Genomic DNA, 18757 nt, shown 5'->3' with positions numbered 1-18757 from the left:
CGGTATAAGTGGTCGAGAGCTTAGGCGTGCTCGGCGGGTACCGGGAGCTTGTGGCCTTCCTCGTCCTCGTCGATGACGATGCCGCTGGCGGTGAGGAGCGACGTAAAGCGGCCGCCGCTGCGGCTCAGCTGGTCGTAGGTGCCCATTTCGGCAATCCGCCCACCCTCAAGGAAGATGACCTTGTTTGCGTCGCGGATGGTGGAGAGCCGGTGCGCGATGATGAACGTGGTGCGGTTCTGACGCAGCTTGTCGATCGCCGCCTTCACGCGCTGTTCCGTCTCCACATCAAGCGCCGAGGTTGCTTCGTCGAGAACGAGGATCGGTGCGTTTTTCAGGATCGCACGGGCGATGGCGATACGCTGGCGCTCGCCGCCCGACAGGCGGTTGCCACGCTCGCCGACCGTCGTGTCGTAGCCATTGAGACGCGTTTCGATGAATTCGGCCGCAGCGGCCGCTTCTGCCGCCCGGACGATGTCTTCCCGCGTTGCACCTTCTCGTCCCAGCTGGATGTTGTCGCTGATCGAGCGGTTAAGCAGGCCCGCGTCCTGGAACACGGTCGCGATGGAATGGCGCAGTGACTTGCGGGTGATGGTGCCGATATCGACGCCGTCGATCAAAATCTTGCCCTGCTGCGGATCATAGACCCGCTGGAGGAGATTGATCAGCGTCGTCTTGCCGGCACCGGTCGGGCCGACGATCGCAATCGTTTCCCCCGCTTGCGCGATGAACGATACGTCGTGAACGCCCTGGCTCGTGTTGGAGAAGCCGAAGGAGACGTCGCGGAACTCCACTTCGCCCCGGACCGTATCTCCCAGATCGCGTGCATCCGTCGGTTCGGCGCGCTCCTCGACGGAATCTTCCAGAACGAAGAAATCCTCGAGCTTGGCGCGGGCTTCGAAAATCTGGGTTGCGAACTGGCGCAGAAGATCGAGGCGGCCGATCAGAAGGTTGGCGAAGCCGATAAAGGCGACGACGTCACCGACGCGGATCTTGCCCTGTTGCACCAGCATAGTGCCGATCACAAGGATCACGCCCATCGAGACCGTCGATGCCGTGCGGTTAAGGCCACCGGCCAAAGCCCACCAGTCCAGCACCGGATACTGCGCCTTCAGCAGATCCTTGGTGTAGTTCTTGAGGGCCGAAGTTTCGGCTTCGATGCGGTTGTAGCTGTGAATCACAGAGACGTTGCTGATCGAATCGCTGACATGGCTGAAAACCTGGTGGTAATGGGTTTCGACCGCGGCCTGGCCTTCCTTCGTGCGCTTCATCACGGCAACGCCGATGATCCAGTAGAAGATGCTGAGGATCAGAAGCACGATGCTGAGGCGCCAATCCATCGAGATGGCGGTCGGGATCAGCAGCAGGATTGCAACGGCGGTCGCGAGATGCGTTCGCATGAATTCCAGCCACAGACCGAACAGGCTTTCGGAGGCACGCAGCAGCGTGTGCAGGGCGTTCGACGTGCCGCGCTGGTGGTGCCAGGACAGCGGCATGGAAATGATGCGTCCGAAGGCTTCCGTCAGCAGCGAAGCGCGGCGCCCGTGGGCCAGACGGTCGGCTTCGCGTGCAACGAGCACGAATGCGACGGTATTGAAGACCCCGAAGCCCGCCCACAGAAGCAGAACGTTGGTGACGTCACTCTTGGAGGAGATCGCGTCGATGATTCGACCGAACAGAATCGGTTCGGCAATCGTGATGATGGCCAGAATAATGTTGGCGACGACGACCGCGGCGACCCGCCAGCGGTTCTTCGTCAGATATTGCAAAGCTCGGGCGTAAACTTGGAAGAGCGTCAACGGGCGCAACTCCTATTGAAGTGCAGGCATGAAACGATTGGCAGCATAGTTATGGCAAGGACAGGGCGAATCCGAGACGAACCTAGCCGGTGAACTTCTTTTCCGAAAATAATCCAGTGAGAGCAAGGGTTCGCCCGTAGTTAGGTTACCGATGCGGTATGCTGATGCCGATCCTGATCGCTGCGTCAATCACAAGATTTCGGCATGTACGTGGTATAAATGATAACTATGTTAAGCGGGCGGTCGGGTTCTATGCCGGCGTCGGTGTTTTATAAGAATAAAGCCGATCGTCGGGGAGACGGTCTGGGGGCGAATTTGAGCATCCAATTTGTTGTGCAGTTGCTTGTATTGGTTGAAGAGGCACGAACGACGAAGGAAGTGGCGAACAATCTTGCGTCACTCCTGAAAACCTACGGTTTCGAATTCTATGCAATCGTCCTGAGAAAAGGGCAAACGGATCCCGAGGGAATGACCTTGATCTCCCGCTGGCCGGACAGCTGGGTCGAGGTCTATCGCGCGCGCAAATATACGGTCATCGACCCTGTCATGCGGATGCTGAATGCGGCCCATCGCCCGTTCCGCTGGCGCGATTCGATCCTTGCCCTGAAGTCCGATCCGCATCGTTCGCGGATGGACCGGATGATGCAGGAAGCGGGCCGCCATGGTCTCGACGACGGCTACGTGTTTCCGATCCATGGACGCAACGGATTTCTCGGCAACATGATCATCGGCGGCAAACCGATCGATCTATCGCCCACCGAGATCTCACTGTTCGACACGGCCGCCAAGCGCATTTTCTGGAGACTGCTGGAGATCGCCGGCGACGCGACGGCGCTCGAGGCCTCGGCCAGACTGGATACCCAGCTCACCCGTCGCGAGATGGAAGTCATGGCGCTTCTTGCCGACGGCATGACATCGCATGAGATCGCACGGTCGCTCGACATCTCCAACCACACGGTCGACTGGTATATCAACGGCCTCCAGGAAAAGCTGAAAGCGAAGAACCGACAGCATGTGGTGGCCATGGCATTTCGCCATGGGCTGGTGACCTGAAGCGTCCGTGACGCCGGCTATCGACCAAATAGCCCTTGCCTAATGCGGGAGATGTTGATCTCTTGCGGTGCACCATTCGAGGCACCTGGGGAGGCTTGTCTTGCCGATATCGAAAATTCTCGTCGCCAATCGCTCCGAAATCGCCATCCGCGTCTTTCGTGCCGCCAATGAGCTCGGCATCAAGACGGTGGCGATCTGGGCGGAAGAAGACAAGCTCTCGCTGCACCGGTTCAAGGCGGACGAAAGCTATCAGGTCGGTCGCGGTCCGCATCTCGAAAAAGACCTCGGCCCGATCGAGAGCTACCTGTCGATCCCGGAAGTGATCCGGGTTGCCAAGCTCTCGGGCGCCGATGCGATCCATCCAGGCTACGGCCTTCTGTCGGAAAGCCCTGAATTCGTCGATGCCTGCGACGAGGCCGGCATCATCTTCATCGGCCCGCGGCCCGATACGATGCGCCAGCTCGGCAACAAGGTGGCGGCCCGCAATCTTGCGATTTCGGTCGGCGTACCGGTCGTGCCGGCAACCGAACCGCTGCCTGATGATATGGCGGTCGTGGCGAAGATGGCCGAGGAGATCGGCTATCCGGTCATGCTCAAGGCATCCTGGGGTGGCGGCGGTCGCGGCATGCGTGCCATCCGCGATCCGAAGGACCTCGCCAGGGAAGTGGTCGAGGCCAAGCGCGAAGCGAAAGCGGCCTTCGGCAAGGACGAGGTCTATCTCGAAAAGCTGGTCGAGCGGGCCCGCCATGTGGAAAGCCAGATCCTTGGCGATACCCATGGCAACGTCGTGCATCTGTTCGAGCGTGACTGCTCGATCCAGCGGCGCAACCAGAAGGTCGTGGAACGCGCTCCGGCGCCTTATCTGTCCGAGGACCAGCGGGCTGAACTTGCCGCCTATTCGCTGAAGATCGCGGGCGCCACCAACTATGTCGGCGCCGGCACGGTCGAATATCTGATGGATAGCGACACCGGGAAGTTCTACTTCATCGAGGTCAATCCGCGCATCCAGGTGGAGCACACGGTGACCGAAGTCGTCACCGGTATCGATATCGTCAAGGCGCAGATCCACATCCTCGACGGCTTTGCCATCGGCACGCCGGAATCAGGTGTTCCGGCGCAGGAGAACATCCGGCTGAACGGCCATGCGCTGCAGTGCCGCATCACCACTGAGGATCCGGAGCACAATTTCATACCCGATTACGGCCGCATCACCGCCTATCGCTCGGCGTCGGGTTTCGGCATCCGTCTCGATGGCGGAACGTCCTATTCGGGCGCGATCATCACCCGCTTCTACGATCCGCTGCTGGTCAAGGTCACGGCCTGGGCGCCGCAGCCGCTGGAAGCGATCGCCCGCATGGACCGGGCGCTGCGCGAGTTCCGCATCCGCGGCGTCGCGACGAACCTCACCTTCCTCGAAGCGATCATTACCCACCCGAAATTCCGCGACAATTCCTATACGACGCGGTTTATTGATACGACGCCCGAACTGTTCGAACAGGTGAAGCGCGCCGACCGCGCCACCAAGCTTCTGACTTATCTTGCCGACGTCACCGTCAACGGTCATCCGGAAACCAAGGGTCGTCCGGCACCGTCGGCAAAGGCCGCAAAGCCTGTTCTGCCCTATATCAACGGCGATATTCCCGCCGGTACCAAGCAGAAGCTGGATGAGCTCGGCCCGAAGAAATTCGCCGAGTGGATGCGGGGCGAAAGCCGGGCGCTGATCACCGACACGACGATGCGCGACGGCCACCAGTCGCTGCTCGCTACCCGCATGCGGACCTATGACATCGCCCGCGTGGCCGGGGTCTATGCACGCGCGCTGCCGAACCTGTTCTCGCTGGAATGCTGGGGTGGTGCCACCTTCGACGTGTCGATGCGGTTCCTGACCGAGGACCCGTGGGAACGGCTGGCGTTGATCCGCGAGGCGGCGCCGAACATTCTCCTGCAGATGCTGCTGCGCGGCGCAAACGGCGTCGGCTACAAGAACTATCCCGACAATGTCGTCAAATACTTCGTCCAACAGGCCGCAAAGGGCGGCATCGATGTCTTCCGTGTGTTTGACTGCCTCAACTGGGTGGACAACATGCGCGTCTCGATGGATGCGGTGAACGAGGAGAACCGGCTCTGCGAAGCCGCGATCTGCTATACCGGCGATCTCTTGAATTCGGCGCGCCCGAAATACGACCTCAAATATTACGTCGCACTGGCGGAAGAGCTCGAAAAGGCCGGCGCCCATATCATCGCGCTGAAGGATATGGCGGGCCTGCTGAAGCCTGCTGCCGCCCGCGTCCTGTTCAAGGCATTGCGCGAAGCGACTTCGCTGCCGATCCATTTCCACACGCACGATACGTCGGGCATCTCGGCTGCGACCGTGCTTGCGGCTGTCGATGCCGGCGTCGATGTCGTCGATGCGGCGATGGATGCGCTGTCGGGCAACACGTCGCAGCCCTGCCTCGGTTCGATCGTCGAAGCGCTGTCGCGAACAGACCGCGATACCGGGCTTGATCCGGAATGGATCCGCAAGATCTCGTTCTACTGGGAAGCGGTGCGCGGCCAGTATGCGGCGTTCGAGAGCGATCTCAAGGGTCCGGCCTCGGAAGTCTACCTGCATGAAATGCCGGGTGGCCAGTTTACCAACCTCAAGGAACAGGCCCGTTCGCTCGGTCTCGAGAGCAAGTGGCACAAGGTCGCGCAGACCTATGCCGATGTGAACCGGATGTTCGGCGATATCGTCAAGGTCACGCCGTCGTCCAAGGTGGTGGGCGACATGGCGCTGATGATGGTCAGCCAGGATCTGAACGTGGCCGACGTCGAAAACCCGGCCAAGGACATCGCCTTCCCGGATTCGGTCGTGTCGATGCTGAAGGGCGATCTCGGCCAGCCTCCGGGCGGATGGCCGCAGGCGCTCCAGAAAAAAGCGCTGAAGGGCGATCAGCCCTATACCGACGTTCCCGGTTCGCTGCTGGCCCCCGCCGATCTCGATGCCGAGCGCAAGACGATCGAGGACAAGCTGGAGCGCAAGGTCGACGACTTCGAGTTCGCCTCGTATCTGATGTACCCGAAAGTGTTCACCGACTTCGCCCTGGCGTCGGAGACCTACGGTCCGGTCTCCGTGTTGCCGACGCATGCCTATTTCTACGGGATTGCGGATGGCGAAGAGCTGTTTGCCGATATCGAACGCGGCAAGACGCTCGTCATCGTCAACCAGGCGACGAGTGCGCCGGATGCGCAGGGCATGGTCACCGCCTTTTTCGAACTGAACGGGCAGCCACGCCGCATCAAGGTTCCGGACCGGGCCCATGGCGGAAGCGGTTCGGCTGTGCGGGCAAAGGCCGATATCGGCAATCCCCTGCATCTGGGCGCGCCGATGCCGGGCGTCATTTCCCGCGTCTTCGTGGCGTCGGGTCAGGCGGTCAAGGCCGGTGACGTGCTTGTCTCCATCGAAGCGATGAAGATGGAAACCGCGCTGCACGCCGAAAAGGACGGCACGCTTGCCGAAGTGCTGGTCAAGGCCGGCGACCAGATCGACGCCAAGGATCTGCTCGTCGTCTACGGGTCCTGACGGGTCAAACTCTTGACGACTCAGGCGTCCGTCGGTCCGTCCGGGCCGTCCGCAGGTTGAGCGAGGCGATAGCGCCTCGCCGCCAGCCGCTCGCTGGCGACGATCAGCAGTCCGGCGCAGAAGATCAGTGCGGCACCGGCGGCGACATTGCTTGCGGGAATGTCCTGCCAGATGGCGTAGCCCAGCACGAACGCCCATATCAGCGAGGAATATTCGAACGGGGCAAGCACCGAGACCGGCGCCCGTCGCATCGCCTCGAACAGCGTCGCCTGGGCGGTGCCGCCGAGAATGCCGACGAGCGCCAGAAGCGCACCGCTTTTCAGATCGACCGGCTGCCATGTCAGCACGGCCATGACGAAGGTCATCACCACGAAGAAGAAGTTGGTGAGCGTCATCTGGACAAGGGTCTTCTCGTTCATCGCCGTCTTGCGCAAGAGAACGCTGCCGATGGCCCAGAGGATTGCCGCGAGGAGCGCGAGACCGACCGGGAGCGAAAGTGTCAACCCGGCCGGATTTGCGGCAATCACCACGCCGACGAAGCCGAGGATGATCGCCACCCAGCGGACCGCTGGCACCTTTTCGCGCAGAACCGGAATAGCAAGCAGGGTGGCGGCGATCGGATTGGCGTAATAGATCGTCGTCAGTTCGGCCAATTGCAGGGACTTGGCTGCGGTGTAGAAAGAAACCCATGCGGCGAGAAGGATCACGCTGCGCACCATCATCGGCCGCACGATCGGCGAGCGGACAACGCGCGGGATGAAACCGCGTCCCCCGATGACGAGGCAGGCGATCAGAACCGTCAGGCTTCGGAAGAAAATGATCTGCCAGACGCCGACATCGACCACCAGCAGCTTGATCACCGCATCATGAAGCGTGAACACGAAGTAGGAGGTGCTGACGAGAAGAATGCCGCTGCCGATGCTGGATTTCAAGAAAGTCACACGCCGGATACCGACGCCTCATATCATTGCATATCCGAATGCTTAAGGCGTTCTGCAGCGATTGCAATCAGCTTCGTCGCGCTCCATCCGTCGTTGCTAAGGGGTGACAAGCGTGAACCGGAGACATAAATCGTGAAACTCATGCTGAGCGCGGAAGATTGCAATCTAAATCGATTTAAATAAATTTCAGCGCCTGGAGGAAGCAACCTGATGAACGATTTGTCTTCGCCGGCGGAAGCCAAGACCCGACGTGCTTTCATCACACCGGAGCGGATCGGCGTATCGCTGCTGTTTCTGATGAACGGCTTCATGATCGGTGCCTGGGCGCCAAAGATCCCGGAATTTGCGGCACGTCTGGAGCTGAGCGAAAAGTCGCTCGGCGTGATGATCCTGATTTTCGGGTTAGGCTCCATCGTGATGATGCCGATCGCCGGCAGCCAGATCGCAAGGTTCGGATCGAGCATTGTCTCCAAGGTCACCGCGGTCCTGCTGACGCCGACGCTTCTTCTGCTGTCGCTGATTGGCAGCATCTGGAGCGGAGCGGTTGCGTTGTTTCTGTTCGGCGGCCTGATCGGCGCGATGGATGTGGCAATGAATGCCAATGCCGTTGCGACTGAGAAAGGCATGCGCCGCGCGATCATGTCATCCTGCCACGCGTTCTGGAGCCTCGGCGGCCTGCTCGGCGCCTCGACCGGTGGCTTTCTTCTTGAACGGATCGGCGTTCTTCCGCATGCGCTTTTCGTAACCGTCGTCGCCGCCGTCATGATCGCCGTCGCCTGGAAAATGGTGCTTCAGGATGCGCCGCATCCGGAGGAGAGGGCGGCCGGGGCCGGACGCCGCCTGCCGTCGTCACCGCTTCCCTGGCTGCTCGGAATCATGGCGCTGTTCTGCATGATCCCCGAGGGATCCATTCTTGATTGGGGCGCGCTTTACATGCGCAACGAGCTGTCGGCCTCGCTGACGCTGTCCGGCTTCGCCTTTGCGGCTTTCTCGTTCACGATGGCGGCAATGCGTTTTGCAGGCGATCTCATCCGCGACCGGTTCGGTGCCGTCAATACGCTTCGGGTCTGCGGCGTCATCGCCATGCTGGGCATGCTGACGATCGGTTTTGCGACCAGTTCGACAATGGCCATTGCAGGCTTTGCTCTCGCCGGCATCGGCATTTCCAACATCGTGCCGATCCTGTTTTCCGCGGCCGGCAATCTGCCGGGCATGGCAGCGGGCGTCAGTTTGTCCGTGGTCACCACGATGGGCTATTCCGGAATTCTCGTTGCACCGTCGGCGATCGGCTTTATCGCGGAGCATACGGGACTTGGCAGCATTTTCGCGGGATTGTCGGTGCTGATCCTGGTGACGCTGCTTCTCTCAAGCCTTGCCCGGCACGCGGACGGCGCGCATCACTGACCCAACTATTCATGGCCGCTGGTTGACAAGCCGGCGGTCATACGCCACCTGAAAGACGGTTTATGCCCCCAGTTAGCCCCAGGGCAAAGGCAACGAGACAATCCCATGAACGCACCGCTTGATTATGATCCGAAGCCCCGCCGCGCCACGGTTGCCGTCGATGTCGGCGGTGTGATCGTCGGTGGTGGTGCGCCTGTCGTCGTCCAGTCGATGACCAATACCGATACGGCTGACGTGGATGCGACCGTCGCCCAGGTCGCGGCGCTCTACAAGGCAGGCTCCGAGATCGTCCGCATCACCGTCGATCGCGACGAGAGCGCTGCCGCCGTGCCGAAGGTGCGCGAGCGTCTGCTGCGCCTCGGCCTCGACGTGCCGCTGATCGGCGATTTCCACTATATCGGCCACAAGCTTCTGGCCGATCATCCGGCCTGCGCCGAAGCGCTCGCAAAATACCGCATCAACCCGGGCAATGTCGGTTTCAAGGACAAGAAGGACAAGCAGTTCGGCGACATCATCGAGATGGCGATCCGTTACGACAAGCCTGTCCGCATTGGCGTCAACTGGGGCTCGCTCGACCAGGATCTTTTGACGACGCTGATGGACCGCAATTCCGAAGCCGGTTCGCCGCTTTCGGCACGCCAGGTGATGCATGAGGCGATCGTCCAGTCGGCGCTGATTTCGGCCGAGCTTGCGGAAAACATCGGCCTGCCGCGCAACCGGATCATTCTCTCCGCAAAAGTCAGCCAGGTGCAGGATCTCATTGCCTGCTATTCGATGCTGGCCGAGCGCTCCAACCACGCGCTGCATCTTGGCCTCACAGAGGCTGGCATGGGCACCAAGGGCATCGTCGCCTCGTCGGCTGCCATGGGTTATGTCCTGCAGCACGGGATCGGCGATACGATCCGTGTGTCGCTGACACCGGAACCGAATGGCGACCGCACCCGCGAAGTGCAGGTTGCGCAGGAAATCCTTCAGGTCATGGGGTTCCGCCAGTTCATTCCCGTGGTCGCCGCTTGTCCCGGCTGCGGGCGCACCACGTCGACGGTGTTCCAGGAACTTGCCCAGAACATCCAGAACGATCTCCGCAAGAACATGCCGATCTGGCGCGAAAAGTATCCGGGCGTCGAAGCCCTGAACGTCGCCGTCATGGGCTGCATCGTCAACGGCCCCGGCGAAAGCAAGCATGCCGATATCGGCATCTCGCTGCCCGGCACCGGCGAATCGCCTGCCGCTCCGATCTTCATCGATGGCCAGAAGGCGATGACGCTGCGCGGTCCCAATATCGCTCAGGATTTCGAAAAGCTGGTCATCGATTACATCGAGAACCGCTTCGGCCAGAAAACCGCCGCCGAGTAAGCGTCATTCCCGGATAGGGATAATTCCTTATCCCGGCTGCCGCGGCCTCTCCTCGCTATTGCCGTATTTCATGGTAAATGAGGGGTACTACGGACGACGGGGAAACTGATTCATATGTTGAAAAAAATTGCTATCGTCGCAGCTTGCGCGACGTATCTCTCTGCCTGCACGACGACCGATCCCTATACGGGTCAGCAGAAAATGTCGAATACGGCTGGTGGCGCTGCCATCGGTGCCGGTCTCGGCGCGGTCGGCGGTCTGTTGATCGGCGGCGGCAACAAGGGTCGCAATGCGCTGATCGGCGCTGCGATCGGTGGCCTCGCCGGTGGCGCCATCGGCAATTACATGGACCGCCAGGAAGCCGAACTGCGCCAGCAGCTGCAGGGAACCGGCGTATCGGTGACCCGCAACGGCGACCGCATCATTCTAAACATGCCGTCGAACATCACCTTTGCCACCGATCAGGATCAGGTGATCCCGCCGTTCTATGCCACGCTCGATTCGGTTGCGATCGTGCTCAACAAGTTCGGCAAGACCTATATCGACGTCAACGGTCACACGGATTCGACCGGCAGCCTGCAGCACAACCAGGCGCTTTCGGAACGCCGTGCCGTCTCGGTCGCCAACTATCTCGGTGGTCGCGGCGTCGATCAGCGCCGTGTCTCGACCATGGGCTACGGCCCGTCGCAGCCGGTCGCTTCCAACGCCTCGCCGGATGGTCGCGCCCAGAACCGCCGCGTCGAAGTCTCGATCGCACCGATCGAACAGGGCTGAGTTCGGACAGATATCGACGAGCCGGTCAGATCCGGCTCGTCAGCAGTTTCACGCTGGCAATGCTGTAGAACACCGCCATCGTGCCTTCGATCCAGCGCCGCGCGGCCTTGTAGCCGCGAAGGGCGTGGCGCGTCGAAAACAGAACCGCATATCCGGTAAAGATGACCAGGCTTGAGGTCGAGCAGATGCCGACGATCAGCAGGATTGCCGAAGGCGGTGCATCCGCCGGCAGGCCGAGCGAGATGATCGCCAGCCAGCCGAAGATCGCCTTCGGATTGGTGACGTGGATGGCATAGCCGCGCAGCCAGAGTTGCCTTGCTGAGTAGGACGTTCTGCTCTCGCTCGATGCGGTCTCGATATCCGGCGTCCGCGCCGAGCGGTACGCCTTCCAGGCAAGATAGATCAGATAGAGCCCGCCCAGAATTTTCATGATCTCAAGCGCGATCGCGTAGGTGCGCAGGATGGCGGCGAGCCCGAGTGCGGCAGCGCAGGCCCAGGTCAGCGAGCCGCAGAAGACGCCCAACGCAAGAATCACTCCGTTTCGACGGCCATGCGAAATCGCCATTCCGATAATGGCTAAATTGGCAGGTCCGGGGCTGAGGACGGCGATGAGATAGGCGAGATAGGCCGGCCAGATATAGGGCAGGTAGGCGAAAACATCCGGCATGCTTTACTCCTCGGGGTTGATCCGGGAGGCTTGCCTTTGTCCCGTCTCGTCAGTTCTGACGGCTGGCGATAAAGCGCGCCGTCTGCTGCAGAATAAATGCCTTTTCACCGTAGGGCGCAAGCAGGTCGACGGCCTCTGCCGTCAGCGCATCGAGCTTCTTTTCCGCCCAGTCTGTGCCATGCATGGCAACCAGCGTGCCCTTGCCGCGGGCGGCATCCTTCCCGGTCGCCTTGCCCATGGTCTCAGCATCGGAGGTGATGTCGAGAAGATCATCAGCAAGCTGGAAAGCAAGCCCGATGACCTGGCCGAATTTTCTGAGGCGCTGACGGTGTTCCTGATCTGCACCGGCGATGATGGCACCTGCCTCGCAGGCGAAGCGGATCAACGCACCGGTCTTCATCGCCTGCAGTGTGGTGATGCCTGTCTCATCAGGTGCCGATTTCTCCGCAGCCAGATCCAATGCCTGGCCACCCACCATGCCGCCGGAACCGGCTGCGCGGGCAAGGGCCAGAACCAGTTCCGTCTTCGCCCGGTCTGGCAAAGCTGTCTCAGGCGCTGCGATAATGTCGAAGGCGTAGGTCAGCAGGCTATCGCCGGCAAGGATCGCGGTCGCCTCGTCGAATGCCCTGTGGACCGTCGGCTGACCACGGCGAAGGTCGTCGTCGTCCATGGCGGGCAGGTCGTCGTGGATCAGCGAATAACAGTGCAGACATTCGAGTGCGGCACCGATGCGCATGGCGGCCTGTTCGTTCCCACCAAGCAGAAGCGCGCTTTCGCGCAGCAGGAACGGTCGCAGGCGCTTTCCGCCATTCAGCGAACCATGGCGCATCGCGGCCATCAGATGGGCCGGGCGCGTGACTTCGTCGGGCAACGTTTGATCCGAAAGAAGCGACACAAGCAGCGCCTCGGTGGCGACTGCGCTGTCTTTCAACCGGCTTTCGAATGCAGGATCGGTCGTGTTCATGCCGGGCTGTTTGGCATGGGGCGACGATACAGGCAATGTCGATTTACCAGCATTGCCGAAGTTTCAGCCGGTGGACTGGCCTTCGAAAGCGCCACCGGCTATGAAACTTTAAACGGGCGGGTAGAAGCACCTTGGATATCGCACCTGAACAGCATGCCGAAGAAGACGAACCCGTGAGGCCCGCACGACGGTTTCGCCTGCCTAACACCACGTGGCTCCGGCGCGTCATCCTGTTCGTCATTGCGCTGGTGGTGCTGCCCTATCTTCTCATCCCGGTCTATGCGCTGCCATTCACGCGGCCGGTGTCCACCCTCATGCTGTCGGAACTGTTTCTTCTGCGCGGGTATGACCGCCAGTGGGTTAATATCGAGGACATCTCGCCCAATCTCGTGCGGGCCGTGATGATGTCGGAGGACGGCCAGTTCTGTTTCCACGGCGGCGTCGACTGGCGCCAGATGCGCGGCGTCGTGCAGGATGCACTGGACGGCGAGGCAACGCGTGGCGCGAGCACCATTCCGATGCAGACGGCCAAAAACTTGTTTTTATGGAACGGCCGCTCCTTCATCCGTAAAGGGCTGGAACTGCCGCTGGCGCTGGCTGAGGATTTCATTTGGCCGAAATGGCGGTTGATGGAAATCTATCTCAACGTCGCAGAATGGGGACCTGGTATCTACGGGGCTGAAGCGGCGGCGCAGTATCATTTCAAGGTGCCAGCCGCCAAGCTGAGTGCCCGTCAGGCCGCGTTGCTCGCCGTCGCACTTCCCAATCCGCATACGCGGGTCGCCAGCAAGCCCGGCCGCGGAATGCAGCGGCTGGCGGGTGTCGTGGAACGGCGCGCCCGCGCATCCAGCGATTACATCAAATGCATTTATGGGTGACGTCAAAACTAAGCGTTAAACGTCCCTCATGTCATCTGTCAGTATCGACGCTGGCGTAAGAGCGCGTCGAGCACGCTTTGTGAGTGCGTTTACGCAGAAAGTGGACCGCCGATGGATGCCAGACTGATTTCGCCCGATCTCCTCAAATACTCGGCGACGCACAATCCAAAACCGCCGCCGCGGCTCGGAACGCGTTACGGACGGCGAGGCGGCTTTCTGCCCGAGCCCGGCAACACGATCGTCTGCCATCTGGAAAAAGGATCGGCAACGCAGGCGCTGCTTGTGTCGGCACGCGCGCGCTATCTCGAGATGCCGGAAGCTGAGCGTTTTCTTTTCACGCCGATCACCAGCCTGCACATGACGCTGTTCCAGGGTGTCATCGAGCATCGCCGCAAGCCTCGCTTCTGGCCGGACGATATGCCGCTCGAAACGCCGATCGAGGACATGACGGAAATCATGGCGGCTCGGCTCGAAGGTTTCTCGACGCTGGATCCGTTCCAGGTCACCGTGAAAAGCGCCAAGCCGTCGGGTCTCGTGGTCGAGGGGAGGTCCGAGAATGATTGCAGGGCGATGAAGGCCTGGCGCGATGCGCTGGCGCGGCTCCTCGGTTATCGCCATCCGGATCACGACGACTATGCGTTTCACATTACCTTTGCCTATGTGATCGAGCGCCTGTCGGATGCAGCGCTGCCGGCCTGGCAGGCGATGCTCGACGAGGTGACTGCTGAGATCAAGCGCGCGGTTCCTGTTCTGGAATTGCGGCCGCCGGCATTCTGCTCGTTCGAGGACATGAACCATTTCCACGAACTGATGATTTTCGATTCCGAGACCTGATGGAAATTGCGCCGATGGAAAAATTCGTCCTCTATATCGCAAATAAGAACTATTCGTCCTGGTCCTTCCGGCCCTGGATTGCGCTGACCGCTGCCGGCGTTCCTTTCGAGGAAGTGCTAATCCCGTTCGATTATCCGGCAGGCAATCCACGCTACAAGACGATCTCGCCCAATGCCCAGGTGCCGGTTCTGCATCATGGCGACGTGCGCGTCTGGCAGTCGCTGTCGATCATCGAATACGCAGCCGAGCTGTTTCCGGAAAGCGGGATCTGGCCGACGTCAGCTGCGGATCGTGCCGTCGCTCGCTCCATCTCGATGGAGATGCTGTCTGGCTTTCGGGCGCTGCGCAATGCCTGCCCGATGAATTTTCGCCGGCCGAAGCGCCGCATCGATCTCCCCGACGGGGTGATGGACGACGTCGCGCGGATCGAAACCATCTGGCGGGAACTGCGGGCAAAATCCGGCGGTCCGTTCCTGTTTGGCGACTTTACCGCAGCGGACGCGATGTTCGCACCGGTCGTCAATCGCTTTGCGGTCTATGATCTGGTAGACGACGCCGACACGCTTGCGTATATGGAGGCAATGACGTCGCATCCGGCCTGGGTTTCATGGCAGGAAGCGGCCCTTCAGGAGACAGCAATCGTCGAAGAAGACGAGGCCTGAGGTGTTTCGGCGTGGTTTGCGAAAAAATCCCGCCAATATCCCTGCAGGGACTGGTCAAGTACCCGGTTGGCATGTATAAGCGCGCCAAATTTCCGAGATCGAGACATGGAATGTTCGGCCTCAGTTCCGGCCGGAAATCCCTGTTTTGCACGAAGTGGAGTAACGAAAATGGCTGTACCTAAAAGAAAAACGAGCCCGTCGAAGCGCGGTATGCGCCGCTCTGCTGACGCTCTCAAGACCCCGACATTTGTCGAGGACAAGAACTCCGGCGAACTGCGCCGTCCGCACCATATCGATCTCAAGACCGGTATGTACCGCGGCCGTCAGGTTCTGACGCCGAAGGAAAGCGCATAAGCTTTTCTGATGATTGCTTGAAAGGCCGGCTTTGCCGGCCTTTTTTGTTGTGCGCTCGGTAAGGCGCGTTTCTTCCCGCAGCAGGTGCCGTTCAGGTGCTCATGCTGTCGAGACGACCCTGAAGCGCGCGGAGCTGCTCCTTCAGTTCGTCGATGTCCTTGGCTTCCGCCTTCTTGCCCGATGGTGGGGCGGACTGGTGCGGCGTCGCGGCACCGGCAAAGGGCGCGAACATCTGCATGGCCTGACGGAACATGTCCGTATTGCGCCGCACCTGTTCTTCCATCATCTGCATCGGAAGATGCAGGTTCTTGGCGATCGGCGTGTCGCCAAACGCACTCGTCATCTGCTCGCGCATCTGCACCTGCTGGTCCGTAAACGTCTTCATCGAGTGTTCGAGGAAGGTCGGCACCACCATCTGCATCTGATCGCCGTAATAGGAGATCAGCTGTCGCAGGAAGGACACCGGCAGAAGCGTGTTTCCCGTCTTGGACTCCTGCTCGAAAATGATCTGGGTCAGAACCGAGTGCGTGATGTCCTCGCCCGTCTTGGCATCCTGAACCGTAAATACCTCGCCCTTCTTGACCATTTTAGCCAAGTCTTCGAGCGTCACGTATGTGCTTGTTCCGGTGTTGTAGAGACGCCGGTTAGCGTATTTCTTGATCGTCACGTCACCTTCGGTCTTTGCCATGATTTCCCTCCACTTCGCCATTCGCGCGATTATTAGTGCTTGGCATCTTCTCCCGCCTCGAATGTAAGCTTAAATTGGCGCAACTGACAATCGATTTGTGCGCCGCGATGGATCACCATGCTGCGCAGCAAATCGATGAAAAATCGGGTTTTTCGGGCGAAAACCGGGCGTTTGACAGGGCGCACAGGCTTTGCCAGTCTCGGTGCCAAGAAACGGAAAGAGGAGACATCATGTCCAATCCATCCATCGTTATCGCAGCCGCAGCACGAACGGCCGTCGGCTCGTTCAATGGCGCATTTGCAAACGTCCCCGCACACGAACTCGGTGGCGCGGTGATCAAGGAGGTGCTGGCGCGCGGTGGCGTGGAGGCGGGTGAAGTGGACGAGGTCATCATGGGCCAGGTCCTTCCTGCCGGCGAGGGACAGAACCCCGCCCGCCAGGCGGCGATGAAGGCCGGGGTGCCGCAGGAGGCGACGGCCTGGGGCGTCAACCAGCTCTGCGGTTCCGGTCTTCGTGCGGTCGCACTGGGCATGCAGCAGATCGCGCTCGGCGACGCCAAAATCATCGTCTCGGGAGGCCAGGAATCCATGTCGATGGCCCCGCATTGCGCACATCTGCGCGGCGGCGTGAAGATGGGTGATTTCAAGATGATCGATACGATGATCAAGGATGGCCTGACCGACGCGTTCTACGGCTATCACATGGGCATCACCGCTGAAAACATCGCCCGACAGTGGCAGTTGTCGCGCGAGGAACAGGATCAGTTCGCGGTGTCCTCGCAAAACAAAGCGGAGGCAGCGCAGGTTGCTGGCCGCTTCAGGGACGAGATCGTTCCGTTCCTGATCCAGACCCGAAAGGGCGATGTTTGCGTTGAGAACGACGAATACATCCGTGCCGGTGCGACTTTGGAGGGGATGGCGAAGCTTCGGCCGGCCTTCGACAAGGAAGGCACAGTGACTGCCGCCAACGCATCCGGCCTTAACGATGGCGCAGCTGCGGCGTTGCTGATGACGGAGGAAGAAGCCGGTCGTCGTGGCATTGCGCCGCTCGCGCGCATCGTCTCCTGGGCCACCGCCGGCGTCGATCCGCAGATCATGGGAACCGGCCCCATCCCGGCTTCGCGTCGCGCGCTGGAAAAAGCCGGTTGGAAAATCGGCGATGTGGATCTGATCGAAGCGAATGAGGCGTTTGCCGCACAGTCCTGCGCGGTCACGCGGGATCTGGGCCTCGATCCGTCGCTCGTCAACGTCAACGGCGGAGCGATCGCCATCGGTCACCCGATCGGTGCGTCGGGTGCGCGAATTCTCAATACGCTGCTGTTCGAAATGAAGCGCCGTGGCGCGAAAAAGGGGCTTGCGACGCTCTGCATCGGGGGCGGTATGGGCGTCGCCATGTGTCTGGAAGCGCTCTAGCACTGGGTGGCAGCTGCCCACGTTATCGGCGTGAGCAGCTCCGTTACGCTGACGGCGGCGACGGTATGAAAGGAAGTTTACATGGCGCGTATCGCGTTGATTTCAGGAGGCACGCGCGGCATCGGGGCTGCGATCAGCACTGCCATGAAAGCGGCAGGCTATTCGGTCGCCGCAAATTTTGCGGGCAATACCGAAAAGGCCGCTGAGTTTCACGCGGCGACGGGCATTCCGGTGTTCCAGTGGGACGTGTCGGATTACGATGCCTGCGTGAAGGGCATCGCTGAAGTCGAAACGCAGCTCGGGCCGATCGACGTCCTCGTCAACAATGCCGGCATCACCCGCGACGGCATGTTTCACAAGATCACGCCACAGCAGTGGAAGGAGGTCATCGATACCAACCTGTCCGGGCTGTTCAACATGACCCATCCGGTCTGGCCCGGCATGCGCGAGCGCGGCTTCGGCCGCATCATCAACATCTCCTCGATCAATGGCCAGAGGGGCCAGATGGGGCAGGTGAACTATTCTGCCGCCAAGGCGGGCGATCTCGGCTTCACCAAGGCGCTGGCTCAAGAGGGGGCCTCGAAGAACATCACCGTCAATGCGATCTGCCCCGGCTATATCGGCACCGACATGGTGCGTGCCATCCCGCAAAAGGTGATGGATGAGAAGATCATCCCGCAGATACCTGTCGGACGGTTGGGCGAACCGGAAGAAATCGCCCGCTGCGTGCTGTTTCTGGCCTCTGAAGAAGCCGGATTCATTACCGGCTCGACGCTCAGCGCAAATGGCGGTCAGTATTTCGCCGGGTAAGCGGATACAAAAAAACCGGCGCCCATGGGACGCCGGTTTCTATTCTGCGACTAAACGCAGGACTTAGCGGCAACGCGCTTCGTATGTACGGCCATAACGGTCGCGATAGACGCAGTAACCGTTGCGCTTCTGCGATTCGCCGATAGCAGCGCCAACCAGACCGCCGCCGACAGCGCCGACTGCAGCGCCACCCCAGCTGTTGGTCACAGCGCCACCGATAACGGCGCCTGAAGCAGCACCGATTGCAGTGCCCTTTTCAGTGGATGTGCAGGATGCCAGCATTCCGACGAGAGCGCCGACGAGCAAAACTTTTTTCATGTCACTTTCCTTCCCTTGGTAACGTGCGGCTTCGCCGCTTTTAGATCCTGCCCATCAGCAGGAGGATGATGATAATCAGCACAACGAGGCCGAGACCGCCGGACGGACCATAACCCCAGTTCCGGCTGTGCCCCCAATTCGGCAGCGCGCCGATCAAAAGCAAAATCAGTACGATAAGTAGGATGGTTCCGAGCATAGGCTTGTACTCCGCTGACCTCCCGGCTCGACATGTCCGGTTGGGATTGCCGAGAAAACGTAGCATGGGAACTTTTGTTCCACTCACC

At 60.5% G+C, this 18757-nt stretch carries 18 protein-coding genes; 11 read left to right on the top strand and 7 right to left on the bottom strand.

The annotated features are described in order from the left end of the window. Window positions 1-20: 20 nt before the first annotated feature. On the bottom strand, window positions 21-1796 hold the full coding sequence (locus tag IFT66_RS13650) for a glucan ABC transporter ATP-binding protein/ permease (RefSeq protein WP_062581549.1): 1776 nt from the start codon (window positions 1794-1796) through the stop codon (window positions 21-23). Window positions 1797-2111: 315 nt separating this feature from the next. Here IFT66_RS13650 and IFT66_RS13645 point away from each other — a divergent pair, with 315 nt between their 5' ends. Both IFT66_RS13645 and pyc read left to right on the top strand, forming a co-directional pair. Next, window positions 2112-2849, top strand: coding sequence for a helix-turn-helix transcriptional regulator (locus tag IFT66_RS13645; protein WP_062462620.1), 738 nt, complete (start codon window positions 2112-2114; stop codon window positions 2847-2849). Window positions 2850-2949: 100 nt separating this feature from the next. Beyond that, the gene (gene pyc, locus IFT66_RS13640) at window positions 2950-6411 is read left to right on the top strand and encodes a pyruvate carboxylase (RefSeq protein WP_192077887.1); all 3462 of its coding nucleotides are present in this window, start codon (window positions 2950-2952) and stop codon (window positions 6409-6411) included. Between the two features lie 20 nt (window positions 6412-6431). Here pyc and IFT66_RS13635 read toward each other — a convergent pair whose 3' ends face one another. Then, window positions 6432-7343, bottom strand: coding sequence for a DMT family transporter (locus IFT66_RS13635; protein ID WP_192077886.1), 912 nt, complete (start codon window positions 7341-7343; stop codon window positions 6432-6434). A 219-nt stretch (window positions 7344-7562) separates the two neighbouring features. Between IFT66_RS13635 and IFT66_RS13630 the strand changes: the two genes are divergently transcribed. The 3 genes from IFT66_RS13630 (at window position 7563) to IFT66_RS13620 (ending at window position 10886) form a co-directional block, all read left to right on the top strand. Next, complete coding sequence (locus IFT66_RS13630; RefSeq protein ID WP_174197189.1) at window positions 7563-8756, top strand: MFS transporter; 1194 nt, start codon at window positions 7563-7565, stop codon at window positions 8754-8756. Between the two features lie 105 nt (window positions 8757-8861). Next, window positions 8862-10112 carry a flavodoxin-dependent (E)-4-hydroxy-3-methylbut-2-enyl-diphosphate synthase gene (gene ispG / locus IFT66_RS13625; RefSeq protein ID WP_192077885.1) on the top strand — a complete coding sequence of 417 codons (1251 nt, stop codon included), beginning with the start codon at window positions 8862-8864 and terminating at the stop codon, window positions 10110-10112. Window positions 10113-10226: 114 nt separating this feature from the next. After that, entirely contained in the window at window positions 10227-10886 is a 660-nt protein-coding gene (locus tag IFT66_RS13620; protein WP_113111677.1) for an OmpA family protein, read from the top strand. A 25-nt stretch (window positions 10887-10911) separates the two neighbouring features. Here IFT66_RS13620 and IFT66_RS13615 read toward each other — a convergent pair whose 3' ends face one another. Together IFT66_RS13615 and IFT66_RS13610 are read right to left on the bottom strand one after the other, a co-directional pair. Beyond that, window positions 10912-11553, bottom strand: coding sequence for a LysE family translocator (locus IFT66_RS13615; protein ID WP_192077884.1), 642 nt, complete (start codon window positions 11551-11553; stop codon window positions 10912-10914). A gap of 49 nt (window positions 11554-11602) precedes the next feature. After that, on the bottom strand, window positions 11603-12517 hold the full coding sequence (locus IFT66_RS13610; protein ID WP_192077883.1) for a polyprenyl synthetase family protein: 915 nt from the start codon (window positions 12515-12517) through the stop codon (window positions 11603-11605). 131 nt (window positions 12518-12648) lie between these two features. On the opposite strand from IFT66_RS13610, the gene mtgA reads away from it, so the two are divergent. The 4 genes from mtgA (at window position 12649) to rpmF (ending at window position 15245) form a co-directional block, all read left to right on the top strand. Then, on the top strand, window positions 12649-13395 hold the full coding sequence (gene mtgA / locus IFT66_RS13605) for a monofunctional biosynthetic peptidoglycan transglycosylase (RefSeq protein WP_174197186.1): 747 nt from the start codon (window positions 12649-12651) through the stop codon (window positions 13393-13395). A 111-nt stretch (window positions 13396-13506) separates the two neighbouring features. Next, entirely contained in the window at window positions 13507-14229 is a 723-nt protein-coding gene (locus tag IFT66_RS13600; protein ID WP_092659218.1) for a DUF1868 domain-containing protein, read from the top strand. A gap of 14 nt (window positions 14230-14243) precedes the next feature. After that, a complete protein-coding gene (locus tag IFT66_RS13595; RefSeq protein WP_192077882.1) occupies window positions 14244-14891 on the top strand; it encodes a glutathione S-transferase family protein in 648 nt (215 codons plus the stop codon). Between the two features lie 168 nt (window positions 14892-15059). Next, entirely contained in the window at window positions 15060-15245 is a 186-nt protein-coding gene (gene rpmF / locus IFT66_RS13590) for a 50S ribosomal protein L32 (protein WP_062462189.1), read from the top strand. Window positions 15246-15336: 91 nt separating this feature from the next. On the opposite strand, the gene phaR is transcribed toward rpmF, so the two are convergent. Then, window positions 15337-15933, bottom strand: a complete 597-nt coding sequence (phaR, locus tag IFT66_RS13585; protein ID WP_174197184.1) for a polyhydroxyalkanoate synthesis repressor PhaR — start codon at window positions 15931-15933, stop codon at window positions 15337-15339. Between the two features lie 230 nt (window positions 15934-16163). On the opposite strand from phaR, the gene IFT66_RS13580 reads away from it, so the two are divergent. Together IFT66_RS13580 and phbB are read left to right on the top strand one after the other, a co-directional pair. After that, complete coding sequence (locus tag IFT66_RS13580; protein ID WP_192077881.1) at window positions 16164-17345, top strand: acetyl-CoA C-acetyltransferase; 1182 nt, start codon at window positions 16164-16166, stop codon at window positions 17343-17345. Window positions 17346-17426: 81 nt separating this feature from the next. Continuing rightward, the gene (gene phbB / locus IFT66_RS13575) at window positions 17427-18155 is read left to right on the top strand and encodes a beta-ketoacyl-ACP reductase (RefSeq protein ID WP_192077880.1); all 729 of its coding nucleotides are present in this window, start codon (window positions 17427-17429) and stop codon (window positions 18153-18155) included. Window positions 18156-18218: 63 nt separating this feature from the next. Here the strand turns inward: phbB and IFT66_RS13570 are convergent, their stop codons facing one another. Continuing rightward, window positions 18219-18473, bottom strand: coding sequence for a glycine zipper domain-containing protein (locus IFT66_RS13570; protein ID WP_062462199.1), 255 nt, complete (start codon window positions 18471-18473; stop codon window positions 18219-18221). A gap of 40 nt (window positions 18474-18513) precedes the next feature. Beyond that, complete coding sequence (locus IFT66_RS13565; RefSeq protein ID WP_082471964.1) at window positions 18514-18669, bottom strand: DUF3309 family protein; 156 nt, start codon at window positions 18667-18669, stop codon at window positions 18514-18516. Window positions 18670-18757: the final 88 nt, after the last annotated feature.

Origin of the sequence: Rhizobium sp. CFBP 13726, assembly GCF_014841925.1 — a bacterium.
Lineage (GTDB): Bacteria > Pseudomonadota > Alphaproteobacteria > Rhizobiales > Rhizobiaceae > Neorhizobium > Neorhizobium soli.
This window is presented reverse-complemented; position numbering and strand designations above follow the sequence as displayed.

Coding starts and splice junctions, on each gene's coding strand:
- phaR (WP_174197184.1), bottom strand. CDS start 15,933: ATGGCAAAGACCGAAGGTGACGTGACGATCAAGAAATACGCTAACCGG.
- IFT66_RS13610 (WP_192077883.1), bottom strand. CDS start 12,517: ATGAACACGACCGATCCTGCATTCGAAAGCCGGTTGAAAGACAGCGCA.
- phbB (WP_192077880.1), top strand. CDS start 17,427: ATGGCGCGTATCGCGTTGATTTCAGGAGGCACGCGCGGCATCGGGGCT.
- IFT66_RS13565 (WP_082471964.1), bottom strand. CDS start 18,669: ATGCTCGGAACCATCCTACTTATCGTACTGATTTTGCTTTTGATCGGC.
- IFT66_RS13600 (WP_092659218.1), top strand. CDS start 13,507: ATGGATGCCAGACTGATTTCGCCCGATCTCCTCAAATACTCGGCGACG.
- IFT66_RS13615 (WP_192077884.1), bottom strand. CDS start 11,553: ATGCCGGATGTTTTCGCCTACCTGCCCTATATCTGGCCGGCCTATCTC.
- IFT66_RS13630 (WP_174197189.1), top strand. CDS start 7,563: ATGAACGATTTGTCTTCGCCGGCGGAAGCCAAGACCCGACGTGCTTTC.
- IFT66_RS13620 (WP_113111677.1), top strand. CDS start 10,227: ATGTTGAAAAAAATTGCTATCGTCGCAGCTTGCGCGACGTATCTCTCT.
- IFT66_RS13595 (WP_192077882.1), top strand. CDS start 14,244: ATGGAAAAATTCGTCCTCTATATCGCAAATAAGAACTATTCGTCCTGG.
- ispG (WP_192077885.1), top strand. CDS start 8,862: ATGAACGCACCGCTTGATTATGATCCGAAGCCCCGCCGCGCCACGGTT.
- IFT66_RS13570 (WP_062462199.1), bottom strand. CDS start 18,473: ATGAAAAAAGTTTTGCTCGTCGGCGCTCTCGTCGGAATGCTGGCATCC.
- rpmF (WP_062462189.1), top strand. CDS start 15,060: ATGGCTGTACCTAAAAGAAAAACGAGCCCGTCGAAGCGCGGTATGCGC.
- IFT66_RS13580 (WP_192077881.1), top strand. CDS start 16,164: ATGTCCAATCCATCCATCGTTATCGCAGCCGCAGCACGAACGGCCGTC.